The organism is Microcella alkalica (genome assembly GCF_014595885.1).
GTDB lineage: Bacteria > Actinomycetota > Actinomycetes > Actinomycetales > Microbacteriaceae > Microcella > Microcella alkaliphila_B.
Window position 1 is genome coordinate 72,540 of the sequence record NZ_JABUKC010000003.1, and the last position, 14,375, is coordinate 86,914.

Genomic DNA, 14,375 nt, shown 5'->3' on the forward strand with positions numbered 1-14,375 from the left:
CGATCCTCATCGCGTCCCCTCGATCGTCGGCGACGCGGCGTCGAGCTCCGCAGCCCCGTCGAGCGGCGCCATCACGACAGGCCAGCGCAGCGTGATGACCGTGCCCGCCCCGGGCGCGGAGCGCACCTCGGCGCGGCCGCCGGCGTTCGCGACGCGCTCGATGATCGAGCGCCGCACGCCGAGCCGCTCCCCCGGCACCTGGTCGAGGTCGAAGCCGACACCGGCGTCGCCCACCTCGATCTCGATCGCACCGCCCTGCACGCCCGAGACGCGCAGCCAGCGCTTCACCTCGTGACCGCCGCCGTGCTGGAGGGAGTTGACCATCGCCTGCACCGCGGCGGAGTAGAGCGCCTCGGCCTGCGCCGCCGGCAGGATGCGAGTGTCGAGCGAGCGCACGCGGATCGAGAACGGCGCCGAGAGCTCGCGCGCCGCCGTGACGATGCGGTCGGCGACCTGCCGGAACCGCACGGTGCTGCCGTCGTCGGGAGTCGCGAGGGCCGCCTCCTCCAGATGCCGCATGGCATTGCCCGCCATGGTCGCGGCGAGCTGCTTCTCCTCCGCCGACTCCGCCCGCGCAGCCGAGAGGAACGTGGTCAGCACGCTGTCGTGCACGATCGCGTCGACGTGGACGCGCTCGACTTCGGTGGCGTGCTGCCGCACCGCGTGCGAGTACCGGTCGAGCGCCATGCCCTGCGCGTCGTCGACCGAGGTGGAGGCCGCGCGCGTCATCGTGATGATGACGAGCACCGCACCGCCGAGGATGACGGCATAGACGGCGTTGAACAGCCCGAGCTCCCACGGCCCGTCGCCGCCCCACGGGGTCGCCCGGATGATGCCGTAGATGAAGGGCACGACGAAGAGGTAGACGAGCGCGCCGCGCACGCTCAGCCCGATCGCAGCGCTCGCGGTGGCGACCGTCGTCAGCAGGTACAGCCAGTGATCGCCCTCCTGCGGCTGCGAGGGATCGGCGAGGAAGAACGGCCAGGTCAGCAGGGCGAGCACGTAGACGACGGCGACCGCGCGGTGGGCGCCGACCACGAAGCGTTTGACCGTCGAGCACAGCAGCGACAGCAGCAGCGAGCCGTACATCGCACCGACGGCGAGCGCCGACCACACCGGCTGGCCGAGCGAGTACTGCGGCAGCACGAGCAGCAGGGCCTGCAGGCCGAAGACCACGCCGAACCAGGCGACCGAGCGCGACAGCACGGTGTCGACCCGTTTGCGGCTGATCGGCTGTCGCGGCAGCTTGGCCGCGGAGGGAGCCGGGTCAGGCCGGCTCATCGCCATCGTTGTCGAGCCCCGGCAGGATGCCGTCCTCCACGGCGCGGCGCAGCAGGTCGACCTTCGTCGGGGCGGGCCTGCCGACCTCCACGTACTTCGCGCGGATCCGGTCGAGGTACTCGCGCGCCGTCGAGTAACCGATGCCCAGCTGCTGCGCGGCGAGCTTGAGCGGTAGGCCGGAGGCGTAGAGGTGCAGGATCTCGCGCTCGCGCCGGCCGAGCTGCGCCTTCGCGAAATCGCGGTCGGCGTCGATCGCGCTCGCCCACTCCAGGTTGTTGAGCACCTCGCCCCGCGCGACCGTCTCGGCCGCCGCGATGACCGTCTTCGTCGCCGACGACTTCGGGATGACGCCGGCGGCGCCGGCGGCGAGCGCCTCCCGCACGCTCGCGACGCGGTCGGCGATCGAGTGCACGAGCACGGCGGACCCCGTGGCCTGCACCGCCTTGACGTTCTCGGTCACGCTCGAGCCGTCGCCGAGCGAGAGGTCGAGCACGACCACGTCGACCTCACGGGCGCCGAGGCCCTCGACGAACTCGGGCACGGTGGCCGCGGCGAGCACGAAGTCGAAGCCGGCGTTCGTGAAGGCCGCCTGCAGGCCGAGGCGGACCGACTCGTGGTCGTCGACCACGGCGATCCGGACCTTCTTCCCCTGCGGTGCGACCACGACGCGCTGTTCCCCCTGTGCCGATCAAGCCCCGAGCGGTGGGGCGCACCGTCGGGCTGCGGTGCTCGCCCCCATGCTAGTCGGCACGAGCGCCCGCACGACCGTATCGGCGCGCCGCCGGGGAGCGCCCGCCCCCACCGCTCAGTCGCGCACGAGCGACGCGACCGCCTCCACATGGTGCGTGTGCGGGAAGAGATCGAAGGCCCGCAGGCCTGCCAGCCGATAGCCGTGCTCGGCGGCGAGCGCGACATCCCGGGCGAGGGCGACGGGGTCGCACGCGACGTAGACCAGCTGCGCGGGCTTCAGTCGGCCGAGCGCCCCCATGACCTCGGTGCCCGCACCCGAGCGGGGCGGGTCGAGCACGACCGTCGCCGCCCGCAGCCGCGCGCGCTCGGCGGCCGAGGCGCTCGCCTCGAGCTCGCGCAGGAAGCGGTCGACGCGCGCGGTCACCGCGGCGGCGCCCACCCACTCGGCCAGGTTCTCGGCGGCGTGCTCCGTGGCCCGCTCATCAGCCTCGACGGTCGTGATGCGGGTCGCCGGCCCGAACCGGTCGCCGACCGCCGCCGCGAGCAGGCCGACGCCGCCGTAGAGGTCGAGGTTCGCCGCGCGCGGGTCGAAGATCGCGTCGTCGATCGCCGCCTGCACGGCCGCCGTGAGGGCCGCGGGCGCCTCGCGGTGCACCTGCCAGAAGCCCGTGTCGTCGAGGCGGAACGTGCGCTCGCCGACCCGCTCGGTGATGATGCTCGGCTTCTGCTCGCCGAGCACGAGCCGGGCATCCCCCACGGTGGGCGCGAGCACGTCGACCGTCGGCAGCCCGACGAAGCGCTCGGCGAAGGGGATCGCGGCCTGCACGGCGGGCGAGGCGAGCGGGGCATCCGTGACCGGGATCACCGTGTGCGAGCGGCTCGCCATCGGCCCGATGCGGCCCTCGTCGTCGACGTGCAGGCGGATGCGCGTGCGCCACCCCAGCCCGTTCGCGGCGTGATCGCCGGGCAGCTGCTCGACGCGCACCTCGCTCGACAGCCCCGCCATGCGCTGTAGGGCCTCGGCGAGCACCTGACGCTTCAGCTCGCGCTGGTGGCTGAGCGCGATGTGACCGAACTCGGCCCCGCCGGCGCGCTGCCGCGGATCCCGGTCGATGCTCGCCGCCGCCCAGACGTGCTCGCGGCGATGCTCGCTCGCCTCGAGCACCTCGACGGCGTCGGCGCGCCAGAAGCTCTTCTTACGGTCGTCGCTGATGCGCGCGCGCACCCGCTCGCCCGGGATCGCGTCCGAGACGAAGACCACGCGCCCGTCGAGCCGGCCCACGGCGATGCCGCCGTGCGCGATGCGATCGACCGACAGCTCGACCTCGCGGCCCACGTTCTCACCCATGCCGCCAGCCTACGGGCCGGGCCCGCGGCGCCTCGCGGGGTGCGGCGCCTCGCGGCGGCGTGCGACGCCTCGCGCGCCTTCTCGCGGCCGCCGCCTAGCATCGGGGCGTGCGCCTCATCCTCGCCTCCACCTCGCCCGCCCGCCTCGCGACGCTGCGCGCGGTCGGCATCGAACCGCTCGCCCTCGCACCGCTCGTCGACGAGGATGCCGCGGTCGCCGCCGCCGGTCCGCTCGGCGCCGCCGAGATGGTGCAGCTGCTGGCCCGCCTCAAGGCCGAGGCCGTGCTCGACCCGGAGGTCACCGCCGCCGCGGGCCTGTCGCCCGCCGATCTGGACGGGTTCATCCTCGGCGGCGACTCGGCGTTCGAGCTCGACGGCACCGTGTTCGGCAAGCCGCACGAGCCGCACGTCGCGCGCGAGCGCTGGCTCGCCCAGCGCGGGCGCAGCGGCGTGCTGCACTCGGGGCACTGGCTCATCGACCACCGAGGCGGGCGCGTTCGCGGCGCCGTCGGCCGCGCCTCGAGCGCCGTCGTGCACTTCGCCGACGACATCGAGGATTCGGAGATCGACGCCTACATCGCCACCGGTGAGCCCCTCAAGGTCGCGGGGGCGTTCACGATCGATTCGAAGGGCGCGGGCTTCATCGACCGCATCGAGGGCGACCCGCACACGGTCGTCGGGCTGTCGGTGCCGCTCGTGCGCAAGCTCGTGCACGAGCTCGGCGGGCGGTGGACGGAGCTCTGGAACCGCTAGGCGCGCCGCGACGCTCGACGCTCGCGAGGGGGCCGGCTCACCCGCCGTCCACGCGGCGGCGGGCGAACGCCGCGAGGGGCTCGGGCAGCGTGGGAACGAGCATCCGGTAGCGGTCGACCGCGCGGTGGCGCTCGCCGCGCTGCCAGTCCAGGTCGGCGAGCGCGAGCGACGCATCGCGGCGCGAGGCCGGCATGCCCTCGCGCTCGAGCGTCTCGAGCTCGTCGACGACCGCAGCCACGTCGCCGCCCCCGCGCAGCAGCAACCGCCCCCGAGCGACCGCGGCCGCGACGCGCGCCGCGCTCGAGGGCCGCAGAGCGACGAGCCGCTCGTGCAGCGTCACGATCGCCGCCCAGTCGGTCGCCTCGACACGGGGGGCGGCGACGTGGAGGGCGGCGATCGACGCCTCGAGCGCGAATCGCCCGCCCGAGCCCGCCGTGCGCGCGGCGCGCGAGGAGCACGACGGCGGTGAGCGCCGCCGCCTCGGGGTCGTCGGGCTGGTCGCGCTCAGCCGCGACGGCGAGCGTGAGCGCGCTGCGCCCCAAGTCGTCGGTCGCGTCGCTGGGCCGCAGCGCGTCGCGCTGACCGACCGCGTGGACGGCCGCGATGCACTCCAGGACGCCCGGCAGACGGGGAGCCCGCTCGGCGCGATCGGGCACGCGGAAGGCGCCCACGGCATCCGCCAGACCGCGCTTGGCGCGCGTCAGTCGCGCCGCCGCCGCTCGCGGATCGATGCCGAGATGCCAGGCGATGCGCGCGGTGTCGAGCCCGCACACGAGCCGCAGGGCGAGCACGAGCCGGCCCCCGGCACCGATCGCCGGGTCGCACGCGACGTGGAGGAGCGCGAGCCGGTCGTCGACGGCGTGCGCGTGAGCGCGGTCGGCGTCGCGCTCGCTCGCGCGCAGCTCCAGCTCGGGCAGGGCGCGCTCGCGCACGGCGCTGCGGCGTACGAGGTCGACGTGGAGCCGGCGCCCCACGGTCGTGCACCAGGCCACGAGGTCGTCGATCTCGCCCTCGTGCGCGACGGCGCGCGCGAAGGCCTCGGCCGCGAGCTCCTCGCCCAGGTCGATCGAGCCCGAGTGCGCTGACAGCTGGCGCACGACGCTCGGCCATGCGCGGCGGAAGTCGAGATCGGCCGGGCGCACGCGCCCATCGTGGCACGCGGCACCCGGCACGACGAGTGCTCGGCGATCGAGGAGATCAGCCGCCGTCGAAGGGGAAGATCTTCCGCCACTCGATATGGCCGCCCGTCGGGATGAGCACGGCAAGCTGCCGAGCGACCTCCTCGTCGGCCTCGACGAGGTAGTAGCCCGTGATGACCTCGTCGCTCTCGATGCTCGCCCCGTCGGTCCACACGGCCTCGGCGAGCTCGCGCCCCTCCGGTCCGGGCTTCACGGTGCCGCCATGGCGACGGTGATGCAGCGCGTTGCCGCCGACGATGCGGGCGCCGAGCTCCTCAGCGCGCCTCTCGAACGAGGCGAACTCCGGGAACTCCGCCTCGATCCGTTCGGGGTTGCCGACGTACGCGTCGGAATCCCAATCCGGCTCGACGATCATGAACAGATACTGGTCGGCCATCGCCGTGTCCTCTCCATCGCGGACTGCGCGGATCGGCAGTCTCCCATGGAAGACGCGCGCGGTGGCGCGGAATCGACACGAGCGCCGCGAGATCTGCGCTAAGCCGGTGCCGAGCATCCGCCCTCTGGGCTCTTCTCCAATCGATCGACGCCGCTTCTGTGAGAATGGGCCAAACGGGGGGTGCGCGACGGCCCCTAGGGTAGAGAACCATGGCCCGCATCACGAAGGTTCTCATCGCCAATCGTGGCGAGATCGCCGTCCGCGTCATCCGCGCCGCTCGCGACGCGGGGCTCGGCACGGTCGCCGTCTACGCCGACCAGGATCGCGATGCGCGCCACGTGAAGCTCGCCGACGAGGCCTACGCGCTCGGGGGCACCACGAGCGCCGAGACCTATCTCGTGATCGACAAGCTGCTGTCGGTCGCCCGCCGCTCCGGCGCCGACGCCGTGCACCCCGGCTACGGCTTCCTCGCCGAGAACCCCGACTTCGCCCGCGCCGTCATCGACGCCGGCATCATCTGGATCGGCCCCTCGCCGGGGGCCATCGAGGCCCTCGGCGACAAGGTCAAGGCGCGCCACATCGCCGAGAAGGTCGGCGCACCGCTCGCCCCCGGCACCCTCAACCCCGTCGCCGGCGCCGAGGAGGTGCTCGAGTTCGTCGACCAGCACGGCCTGCCCGTCGCCATCAAGGCCGCCTTCGGCGGCGGCGGCCGCGGCCTCAAGGTCGCCCGCACGCGCGAGGAGGTGCCCGAGCTCTTCGAGTCGGCCACCCGCGAGGCGATCGCCGCCTTCGGCCGCGGCGAGTGCTTCGTCGAGAAGTACCTCGACAAGCCGCGCCACGTCGAGACCCAGTGCCTGGCCGACGCGCACGGGAACGTCGTCGTCATCTCGACGCGCGACTGCTCGCTGCAGCGCCGCCACCAGAAGCTCGTCGAGGAGGCCCCGGCGCCGTTCCTCACCGAGGCGCAGACGACGCTGCTGTACGAGTCGTCGAAGGCGATCCTGCGCGAGGTGGGCTACGTCGGCGCGGGCACGTGCGAGTTCCTCATCGGCGCCGACGGCACCGTGTCGTTCCTCGAGGTCAACACGCGCCTCCAGGTCGAGCACCCCGTCTCGGAGGAGGTCACCGGCATCGACCTCGTGCGCGAGCAGTTCCGGATCGCCGAGGGCCAGGCCATCGGCTACGACGACCCCGTCGCGCACGGCCACTCGATCGAGTTCCGCATCAACGGGGAGGACCCTGGGCTCAACTTCATGCCCATGCCCGGCCCCGTGCACGCGCTGCGCGTGCCCGGCGGCCCCGGCGTGCGCGTCGACTCGGGCGTCACCACGGGCGACGTCATCTCCGGCGCCTTCGACTCGCTGCTGGCCAAGCTCATCGTCACGGGCAAGACCCGTGAGGATGCCCTCGAGCGCTCGCGACGCGCTCTCGCCGAGTTCGAGGTGGCCGGCCTGCCCACCGTGCTCCCGTTCCACCGCGCCATCGTCGAGCACCCCGCGTTCGCGCCCGCCGACGGCGCCCCCTTCAGCGTCTTCACCCGCTGGATCGAGACCGAGTTCGACAACACCCTCGAGCCGTGGAGCGGCACCCTCACCGACGAGGTGTCGGCGCCCGTCGCCCGGCACACCGTCGTCGTCGAGGTCGGGGGCAAGCGCCTGGAGGTGTCGCTGCCGGAGACGCTCATGCCGAGCGGAGCATCCCGCGCCGCGAGCGCCACCGCGGTCGCTCCCCGCCGCCGCGGTGGATCGTCGGTCGCCGTCGGCGCCTCCGGCGACGCGGTGAAGAGCCCCATGCAGGCCACCGTCGTCAAGCTCGCCGTCGCCGAGGGCGACACCGTCGTCGCGGGCGACCTCGTCGTCGTCCTCGAGGCGATGAAGATGGAGCAGCCGATGACGGCCCACAAGGCGGGCACCATCACGGGCATCAGCGCCTCGGTAGGCGAGACCGTGGCCGCGGGCCACGTGCTGCTCAGCATCGCCGACTAGCGCGGCTGTCCGCACCCTTCGGGTGCCCGCGCACTGGCTGCCCCGGCACCGGCGCGGCTGCGCTGCGCGTGTGCCAAGAAGTGGCGAATGAGTGGAAACATTTCGACCCGATCGCCACTTCTCGACTCACTCGCGACCCACGGGGACGCCGAGGCGTCGGAGCGCGCTTGCCATGCGGCCCGGCGAGCGCGCGGTCGCCCAGTCCCAGCGACCGAATGTTCGCACGCATGGGCGGATGTCGTCCTCCCGCATCTTCTCGTCGTAGACCACCTCGGCAGGTGTGCGGCCCCTCAAGAACTGCGGATCGGCATACTTCGCGCGCCCGTCGAACTCGGCCACCACACCGAAGTCGGGCCAACCGAAGTCGGTGTGCCAGGCGCGCCCGGATGCACCGACCACGCGGAACTGCAGTTCCGGCGCTGGCGCACCGATCAGATGCATCGTGACTCGACTGAGAGACTCCCCTGGACGATTCGCCCGCTCGTCTGCGAAGTCGATCACCCTGCGGGCTCGCGCGCTTCCGGGCCCGCGGCCGAGCTCGTCGAGCGCGCCGGCGAGTTCGGATCGGAAAGATCCCGCGGTGAGACCGTCCTGGACGCCGCGGCTCACGGTGAAGAGCGCGGCATCCGCCACCACGACCGCCTCTGCGAAGCCCGACGTCGCCGCGACGTCGATGACGGTCCTCGCCAGAGACGTCACCGGCAGTCCCGCTCGGCGCTCCACCTCGGCGATCGGGCGAAGGGTCCGGTGGCGCCGAAAGGTGCGGTTGGAGCACAACCCACTGTCCGTCGGGACGGTCGAGTGAACTGCGTGCGGCCAGCCATTCACGGCAGGAAGACCCCATAGCGCGGCCGCTGACCAGTGCGAGATCACGTCGTGACGGTGCAGCCGACGCCCGGAGGCGAGCACCAGCACGCGGTAGCGCTCATCCCTGCTGAGCTGCTCGAGCTCGTCCGCAGCGATATGCACCCCCGGGTGCAGCGACAGCATCTCTCCTGATCGTCGTGCGCGATAGAGCCATGCTCTCTCCCCCGCATCGTCAAGATCTCGCGCCATGACGAGATGCGGTGGTCGAGAGGCTGCGGACCCGTGCATCGTGACAGCATGCTCAACCCGCACCCCGTGGATCGCGGCGCCCTCGCCCCCGGGCGAAGATGCTCCGCAAGGCTCCCTGGGGAGGAGCCCTGAGCGGGAAGGGACCTCGCAACTCGCGTCTCCCAAGGAGCCTGAGCCGGAAAGTGGCATCTGAGCCGAGAAGTTCCGACTCAAACGACACTTTTCGGCTCAAGTCCGGGGACGGGGGCCGGGGTAGGGCGCGAGCCGCTCTACTCGCGGATGACGTGCATCGCGCGCGCAGCATCCGTGATGCCGCCCGAGAGCGAGGGGTACACGCTCATCGCCGAGGCGAGCTGGTCGACCGTCAGGCGGTGCTCGACGGCGAGCGCGATCGGCAGGATGAGCTCCGAGGCGCGCGGCGCGACGACGACACCGCCGATGACGGTGCCCGAGGTGCGCGAGGCCATGAGCTTGATGAAGCCCTCCTTGATGCCCTGCATCTTCGCGCGCGGGTTCGCCGCGAGCGGCAGCTTGAGCACGGTGCCGCGCGCGATGCCGTCCTCGACGTCCTTCTGCGAGAAGCCGACGGTCGCGATCTCGGGGTGCGTGAAGATGTTCGAGGTCACGTTGCGGCGCTCGACCGGGTCGACCGCATCGCCCATCGCGTGGTACACCGCGGTGCGGCCCTGCATCGACGCGACGGAGGCGAGCGGCAGGAAGTCGCTGCAGTCGCCGACGGCGTACACCGACGGGATCGAGGTGCGCGCGACCCGATTGACGCGGATGTGCCCGCTCTCGGTGAGCTGCACGCCGGCCTCCTCGAGCCCGAGTCCGGCGGTGTTCGGCACGGCGCCGACCGCCATGAGGCAGTGGGAGCCCTCGACGACGCGACCGTCGGCGAGGGTGACGCGCACGCCCGAGTCGGTGTTCTCGACGCTCTCGGCGCGCGCCTTGGAGAGCAGCTCCATGCCGGAGCGGAGGAACACCGTCTCGATGAGGGCCGCGGCATCGGCATCCTCGCCCGGCAGCACCTGGTCGCGGGAGGAGACGAGCGTGACGCGCGCACCGAGCGAGCGATACGCGGAGGCGAACTCGGCGCCCGTGACGCCCGAGCCGACGACGATGAGGTGCTCGGGCACGTCGGCCAGGCCGTAGAGCTGCTTCCAGGTGAGGATGCGCTCGCCGTCGGGTCGAGCCGAGGGCAGCTCGCGGGGCGAGGCGCCGACCGCGACGATGACCGTGTCAGCCTCGCACTCGTCGAAGTCGACGCGCTTGCGACCGCTGCCGGTCGAGACGACGACGCGGTTCGGCCCGTCGAGGCGGGCCTCCCCGGTGAGGATGCGCACGCCGGCGCGCTCGAGCTGGTCGTGCATGTCCTGCGACTGCTGGGCGGCGAGGCGCAGCAGTCGCTGGTTGACGGCGGTGAGGTTGACGGCGATCTCGGGCTTGACCGCGCGGCCCTGCTCGCCGCGGGCGAAGAACTGCACGCCGACCTCGCCGGCCTCCATAATCGCCTCGGCCGCCTCGGAGGTGGCGATGAGCGTCTTCGAGGGCACGACGTCGGTGAGGACCGCCGAGCCGCCGACGCCCGCACGCTCGATGAGCGTCACCTCCGCTCCGAGCTGCCGGCCGGCGAGGGCGGCCTCGTAGCCGCCGGGGCCGCCGCCAAGGATAACGATGCGCTGAGTCCGCTCGAAGGTCGTCGACATGCCCTCCAGTCTTCCACTCGGCCCCGGCATGACCGAACGGATGCTCGGCTCGCGCTGAGCGCGGATGCGCAGAGCAGCGCGCGTCCGAGCATCCGCGCCCCTCACTACGATGATCGACATGTCCGACGTCGCACCGCACCCCCTCGACGACCCCGCCGTCGACCCGTTCGCGATCGCCGCTCAGGCGGCCGAGCAGATCGCCCGGCTGACGGGCGTCGAGCGCCACGACATCGCCCTCACGCTCGGCTCGGGCTGGGCGAAGGCCGCCGACCTCATCGGCGAGACGACGGCCGAGATCCCCGCGACGGAGGTCATCGGCTTCTCAAAGCCGGCGCTGACGGGGCACGTCGGCACGCTGCGCAGCATCCTCACGCCGAGCGGCAGGCGTGCCCTCGTGATCGGCGCCCGCACCCACTACTACGAGGGCCACGGCGTGCGCCGGGTCGTGCACTCGGTGCGCACCGCGGCCGCGACGGGCGCGACGACGATGATCCTCACCAACGGCGCCGGCGGCATCAAGGATCACTGGACGCCCGGCACCCCGGTGCTCATCAGCGATCACATCAACCTGACGGCGAACTCGCCGCTCGAGGGCGCGACGTTCATCGACCTCACCGACCTGTACAGCGCGCGGCTGCGCGATCTCGCGCGCGAGCTCGACCCGAGCCTCGACGAGGGCGTGTACGTGCAGTTCCGCGGCCCGCACTACGAGACGCCCGCCGAGGTGCAGATGGCGAAGGCCATGGGCGGCCACATCGTCGGCATGTCGACCGCGCTCGAGGCGATCGCGGCACGTCAGGCCGGCATGGAGATCCTCGGCATGTCGCTCATCACGAACCTCGCCGCGGGCATCAGCCCCGAGCCGCTCAGCCACGGCGAGGTGCTGCAGGCCGGCAAGGACGCCGAGCCCGTCATCTCCGCGCTGCTCGCCCGCATCGTCGCGGCGCTGTAGCGGCCGCGCCCCGACCAGCACGAGGAGGCACCATGACCACGCTCGACGACGCGAAGGCCTGGCGCGATCAGGATCCTGACCCGGTCACCCGGGCCGAGCTCGAGACCCTCATCGCGGATGCCGAGACCGGCGACGCAGCGGCCGTCGCGGCCCTGCGCGACCGCTTCGACGCGCGGCTCGCGTTCGGCACGGCGGGGCTGCGCGGCGAGCTGGGAGCCGGCCCCAACCGCATGAACCGGGTGCTCGTCTCGCAGGCCGCGGCGGGCTTCGCGCGCTTCCTGCTCGGTCGTGAGAGCCACCCGAGCGTCGTCATCGGCTACGACGGGCGCGTGAACTCCGACGTCTTCGCGCGCGACACCGCCGAGCTCATGGCGGGCGCGGGCGTGCGGGCGATCCTCCTGCCGCGAGCGCTGCCCACCCCGGTGCTGGCGTTCGCCGTGCGCCACCTCGACGCGAGCGCCGGCGTCATGGTGACGGCGAGCCATAACCCGCCGCGCGACAACGGCTACAAGGTGTACCTCGGCGGCCGCGACCACGGCTCGCAGATCGTCGCGCCGGTCGACGGCGAGATCCACGAGGCGATCCTCGGTGTGGCGACCACGACGTCGATCGACCAGCTGCCGCGCTCGACCGACTTCGAGACCGCTGGCGAGGAGGTCGTCGATGCCTACGTCGCCGCCACGGTCGCGCTCGTGCCGCACGGCGACGACGCCCCCGCGCGCACGCCCGTGCCGTTCGTCTACACGGCGATGCACGGCGTCGGGTGGGAGGTCGCGCGGCGCGTGTTCGTCGAGGCGGGCCTCGGCGAGCCGACCGTCGTGGCCGAGCAGATCGAGCCCGACGGCGCCTTCCCGACCGTCGCCTTTCCGAACCCGGAGGAGCCGGGCGCGATGGACCTGTCGTACGCGACGGCCAGCCGCGCTGGCGCGCAGCTGATCATCGCCAACGACCCTGACGCCGACCGGCTCGCGGTGGCCATCCCCGACGCGAGCGCCGAGGCCGGCTGGCGCCGCCTGACCGGCAACGAGGTCGGGGCGCTGCTCGGCTGGCGCGCCGCCGAGCGCCTGCGCCGGCAGGATCGCATGGCGAAGCTCGCCGCCTCCATCGTCTCCTCCCCCGCGCTCTCCGAGGTCGCGAGGGCCTACGGCCTCAGCTACAGCGACACGCTCACGGGCTTCAAGTGGGTCTCGCGCGTCGGCGGGCTCGCCTACGGCTACGAGGAGGCCCTCGGCTATCTCGTCGACCCCGAGAAAGTGCGGGACAAGGACGGCATCTCCGCCGCCGCCGACTTCCTCGCGCTCGCGGGCGAGCTCGCGGCCGAGGGCCGCACGATCGCCGACCACCTGCGCGCCTTCGACGAGCGCTTCGGCGCGTTCGCGAGCGCGCAGGTCTCGCTGCGGGTCACCGACCTGGCGCGCATCGGCCAGATCATGGCAGCGCTGCGGGATGCTCCTCCCGCGTCGATCGGCGGCGTGCGCGTCGACCAGGTCGATGACTTCATCCGCGGGTTCGGCGTCTTCCCGCCGTCCGACATCCTGCGCTTCTGGATGGAGGGCGGCGCCCGCGTCATCGTGCGCCCAAGCGGCACCGAGCCGAAGGTCAAGGTGTACATCGACGCTTCGAGCGCCGAGGGCACGGCCGAGCAGCGTCGCGCGGCCGCCGAGGCGCAGGTGGCGGCGCTAGAGGAGGGAATGCGGGCGCTCGTCGCGTGATCGGCGTCGCCTCGGCGTCGCATGCTTGGATGACTGCGTGAGCCAGCCCGACACGCCGCCGCGCCGCCCGCTCGCGCAGGAGCCGCTGCTGAGTCGCGGCGTCGCGCGCGCCCTCGTGGCCGCGCTCGTCGTCGACGCGCTCGGCATCGGCGCGGGCGCCCTCGGTGACGCCGCCGTGGGCGGGGCGCTGCGCACGAGCGGCATCCTCGTCGCGGCGGTCGCGCTCGTGCTGCTGTGGTCGCGGCGCGGCGACGATCGCCTCGAGCGCACGCCCGCAGCGGCCGCGATCGTCATGGCGGTGGCCACGGGGCTCGCCGCCGTAGGCGTCATCTGGCTGCTCAACAACGGCCCCGAGCGCGACATCGGCATCATCGGCACGACGGCCGCGGTCGGCGTCGTGACCGCTGCGGCTGCGGCAGCGGCCTCGACCGCGATCCTCATCCGCCCGCACGTGGAGGCCATGGCCGCCCACGTCTGGTCGGGCATCGCCGGCGCCGGCTTCGCGATTCCCTTCATGGCGGCGGGCGCGGCGCCCGAGCTCATCATGGCCGGGGCGGTGCTCATCGGCGTCGCCGATCGCGCGGGCCACCGCCGACGCGCCCGCGCGCTCGAGGCCCGGGAGCGCGCGCTCGTGCGCGCCGGCGACCGCGCCGCCGCACAGGGTCCCGACCCGCGCGACGTCGAGCGCGAGCGCCGGCGAGGCCCGGCGCTGAGCCCGCGCGAGCGTCGTCGGGCGGTCGGGCTCGGCGTCACCGCGATCGGCGTCGTCGTCGTCGCCTGGGCTGTGGGCGTCGCGGTCGGCTCGGCCCTCGACGACGGCGGCACGGCCACCGGGCAGGGCTTCGCCGCGGCCTCCCTCGCCGTGCTGCCGCTCGCAGCGCTGCTCGCCCTCCTGCGCGGCGCGCTCCCGACGCTGCGGCCGTGGCTCGCGGCGGGCGGCGGGATGCTCGCCCTCGCCTCCCTCGCGCTGCTCGCGGTGCCGACCGACGCCGTGTTCCTCGCCGCCGTCGCCGCGCAATCGGTGGGGGTCGCCCTGCTCGCGGGCGCGCTCGCCCGCCTCGGCTTCGGCACCGGTGCGGAGAGCGCCGTGCTCGTCGCAATCGTCGCGGCCACCGCCTGGTGGCTCGTCATCGTGAGCTCCGGAGGGCTGCTGCTAGCCTTCGCGGCCGTCGTGCCGACGCTGCTCGCCGTGCGGCGCGGGCCGCGACGCGCGCCGCGACGCTGAGCCGGGCACAAGCGGCTCGCACCGTCCGCGGCGGTTGGCCGGGAGCATCCGTCGGAGCGGTCGGCATGGAGCATCCGTCGGGGCGCTCGC

General features: G+C 73.4%; 13 protein-coding genes. 6 read left to right on the top strand and 7 right to left on the bottom strand.

What is annotated here, in order from left to right:
• Positions 1–6 precede the first annotated feature (6 nt).
• The 3 genes from ID804_RS08075 to ID804_RS08085 all read right to left on the bottom strand — a co-directional run bounded on the left by ID804_RS08075 (position 7) and on the right by ID804_RS08085 (position 3,319).
• A complete protein-coding gene (locus tag ID804_RS08075) occupies positions 7–1,281 on the bottom strand; it encodes a sensor histidine kinase (RefSeq protein WP_188219183.1) in 1,275 nt (424 codons plus the stop codon).
• Positions 1,268–1,945, bottom strand: coding sequence for a response regulator transcription factor (locus ID804_RS08080; RefSeq protein WP_169079627.1), 678 nt, complete (start codon positions 1,943–1,945; stop codon positions 1,268–1,270). Before ID804_RS08080 ends, ID804_RS08075 begins: the two co-directional genes overlap by 14 nt.
• 141 nt (positions 1,946–2,086) lie before the next feature.
• The gene (locus ID804_RS08085) at positions 2,087–3,319 is read right to left on the bottom strand and encodes a class I SAM-dependent RNA methyltransferase (RefSeq protein ID WP_169079626.1); all 1,233 of its coding nucleotides are present in this window, start codon (positions 3,317–3,319) and stop codon (positions 2,087–2,089) included.
• Between the two features lie 107 nt (positions 3,320–3,426).
• On the opposite strand from ID804_RS08085, the gene ID804_RS08090 reads away from it, so the two are divergent.
• Positions 3,427–4,071 carry a Maf family protein gene (locus tag ID804_RS08090; protein ID WP_169079625.1) on the top strand — a complete coding sequence of 215 codons (645 nt, stop codon included), beginning with the start codon at positions 3,427–3,429 and terminating at the stop codon, positions 4,069–4,071.
• A 37-nt stretch (positions 4,072–4,108) separates the two neighbouring features.
• Here the strand turns inward: ID804_RS08090 and ID804_RS12210 are convergent, their stop codons facing one another.
• A complete protein-coding gene (locus ID804_RS12210) occupies positions 4,109–4,411 on the bottom strand; it encodes a hypothetical protein (protein WP_223159067.1) in 303 nt (100 codons plus the stop codon).
• 94 nt (positions 4,412–4,505) lie between these two features.
• Between ID804_RS12210 and ID804_RS12215 the strand changes: the two genes are divergently transcribed.
• On the top strand, positions 4,506–5,156 hold the full coding sequence (locus ID804_RS12215; protein WP_223159068.1) for a hypothetical protein: 651 nt from the start codon (positions 4,506–4,508) through the stop codon (positions 5,154–5,156).
• 112 nt (positions 5,157–5,268) lie between these two features.
• On the opposite strand, the gene ID804_RS08100 is transcribed toward ID804_RS12215, so the two are convergent.
• On the bottom strand, positions 5,269–5,646 hold the full coding sequence (locus ID804_RS08100) for a YciI family protein (protein WP_169079624.1): 378 nt from the start codon (positions 5,644–5,646) through the stop codon (positions 5,269–5,271).
• 209 nt (positions 5,647–5,855) lie between these two features.
• On the opposite strand from ID804_RS08100, the gene ID804_RS08105 reads away from it, so the two are divergent.
• Positions 5,856–7,631 (top strand): acetyl/propionyl/methylcrotonyl-CoA carboxylase subunit alpha, encoded by a 1,776-nt coding sequence (locus ID804_RS08105; RefSeq protein ID WP_169079623.1) that lies wholly within the window; start codon positions 5,856–5,858, stop codon positions 7,629–7,631.
• Between the two features lie 126 nt (positions 7,632–7,757).
• Here the strand turns inward: ID804_RS08105 and ID804_RS08110 are convergent, their stop codons facing one another.
• Both ID804_RS08110 and ID804_RS08115 read right to left on the bottom strand, forming a co-directional pair.
• The gene (locus tag ID804_RS08110) at positions 7,758–8,621 is read right to left on the bottom strand and encodes a hypothetical protein (protein ID WP_169079621.1); all 864 of its coding nucleotides are present in this window, start codon (positions 8,619–8,621) and stop codon (positions 7,758–7,760) included.
• A gap of 335 nt (positions 8,622–8,956) precedes the next feature.
• Positions 8,957–10,396 (bottom strand): NAD(P)H-quinone dehydrogenase, encoded by a 1,440-nt coding sequence (locus tag ID804_RS08115; protein ID WP_169079619.1) that lies wholly within the window; start codon positions 10,394–10,396, stop codon positions 8,957–8,959.
• A gap of 118 nt (positions 10,397–10,514) precedes the next feature.
• Between ID804_RS08115 and ID804_RS08120 the strand changes: the two genes are divergently transcribed.
• The 3 genes from ID804_RS08120 to ID804_RS08130 are packed head-to-tail and all read left to right on the top strand — an operon-like array spanning position 10,515 to position 14,285.
• Positions 10,515–11,348, top strand: coding sequence for a purine-nucleoside phosphorylase (locus ID804_RS08120; RefSeq protein WP_169079617.1), 834 nt, complete (start codon positions 10,515–10,517; stop codon positions 11,346–11,348).
• 32 nt (positions 11,349–11,380) lie between these two features.
• Positions 11,381–13,060 (top strand): phospho-sugar mutase, encoded by a 1,680-nt coding sequence (locus ID804_RS08125; protein WP_169079615.1) that lies wholly within the window; start codon positions 11,381–11,383, stop codon positions 13,058–13,060.
• Between the two features lie 37 nt (positions 13,061–13,097).
• Positions 13,098–14,285, top strand: coding sequence for a hypothetical protein (locus ID804_RS08130; RefSeq protein ID WP_169079613.1), 1,188 nt, complete (start codon positions 13,098–13,100; stop codon positions 14,283–14,285).
• Positions 14,286–14,375: the final 90 nt, after the last annotated feature.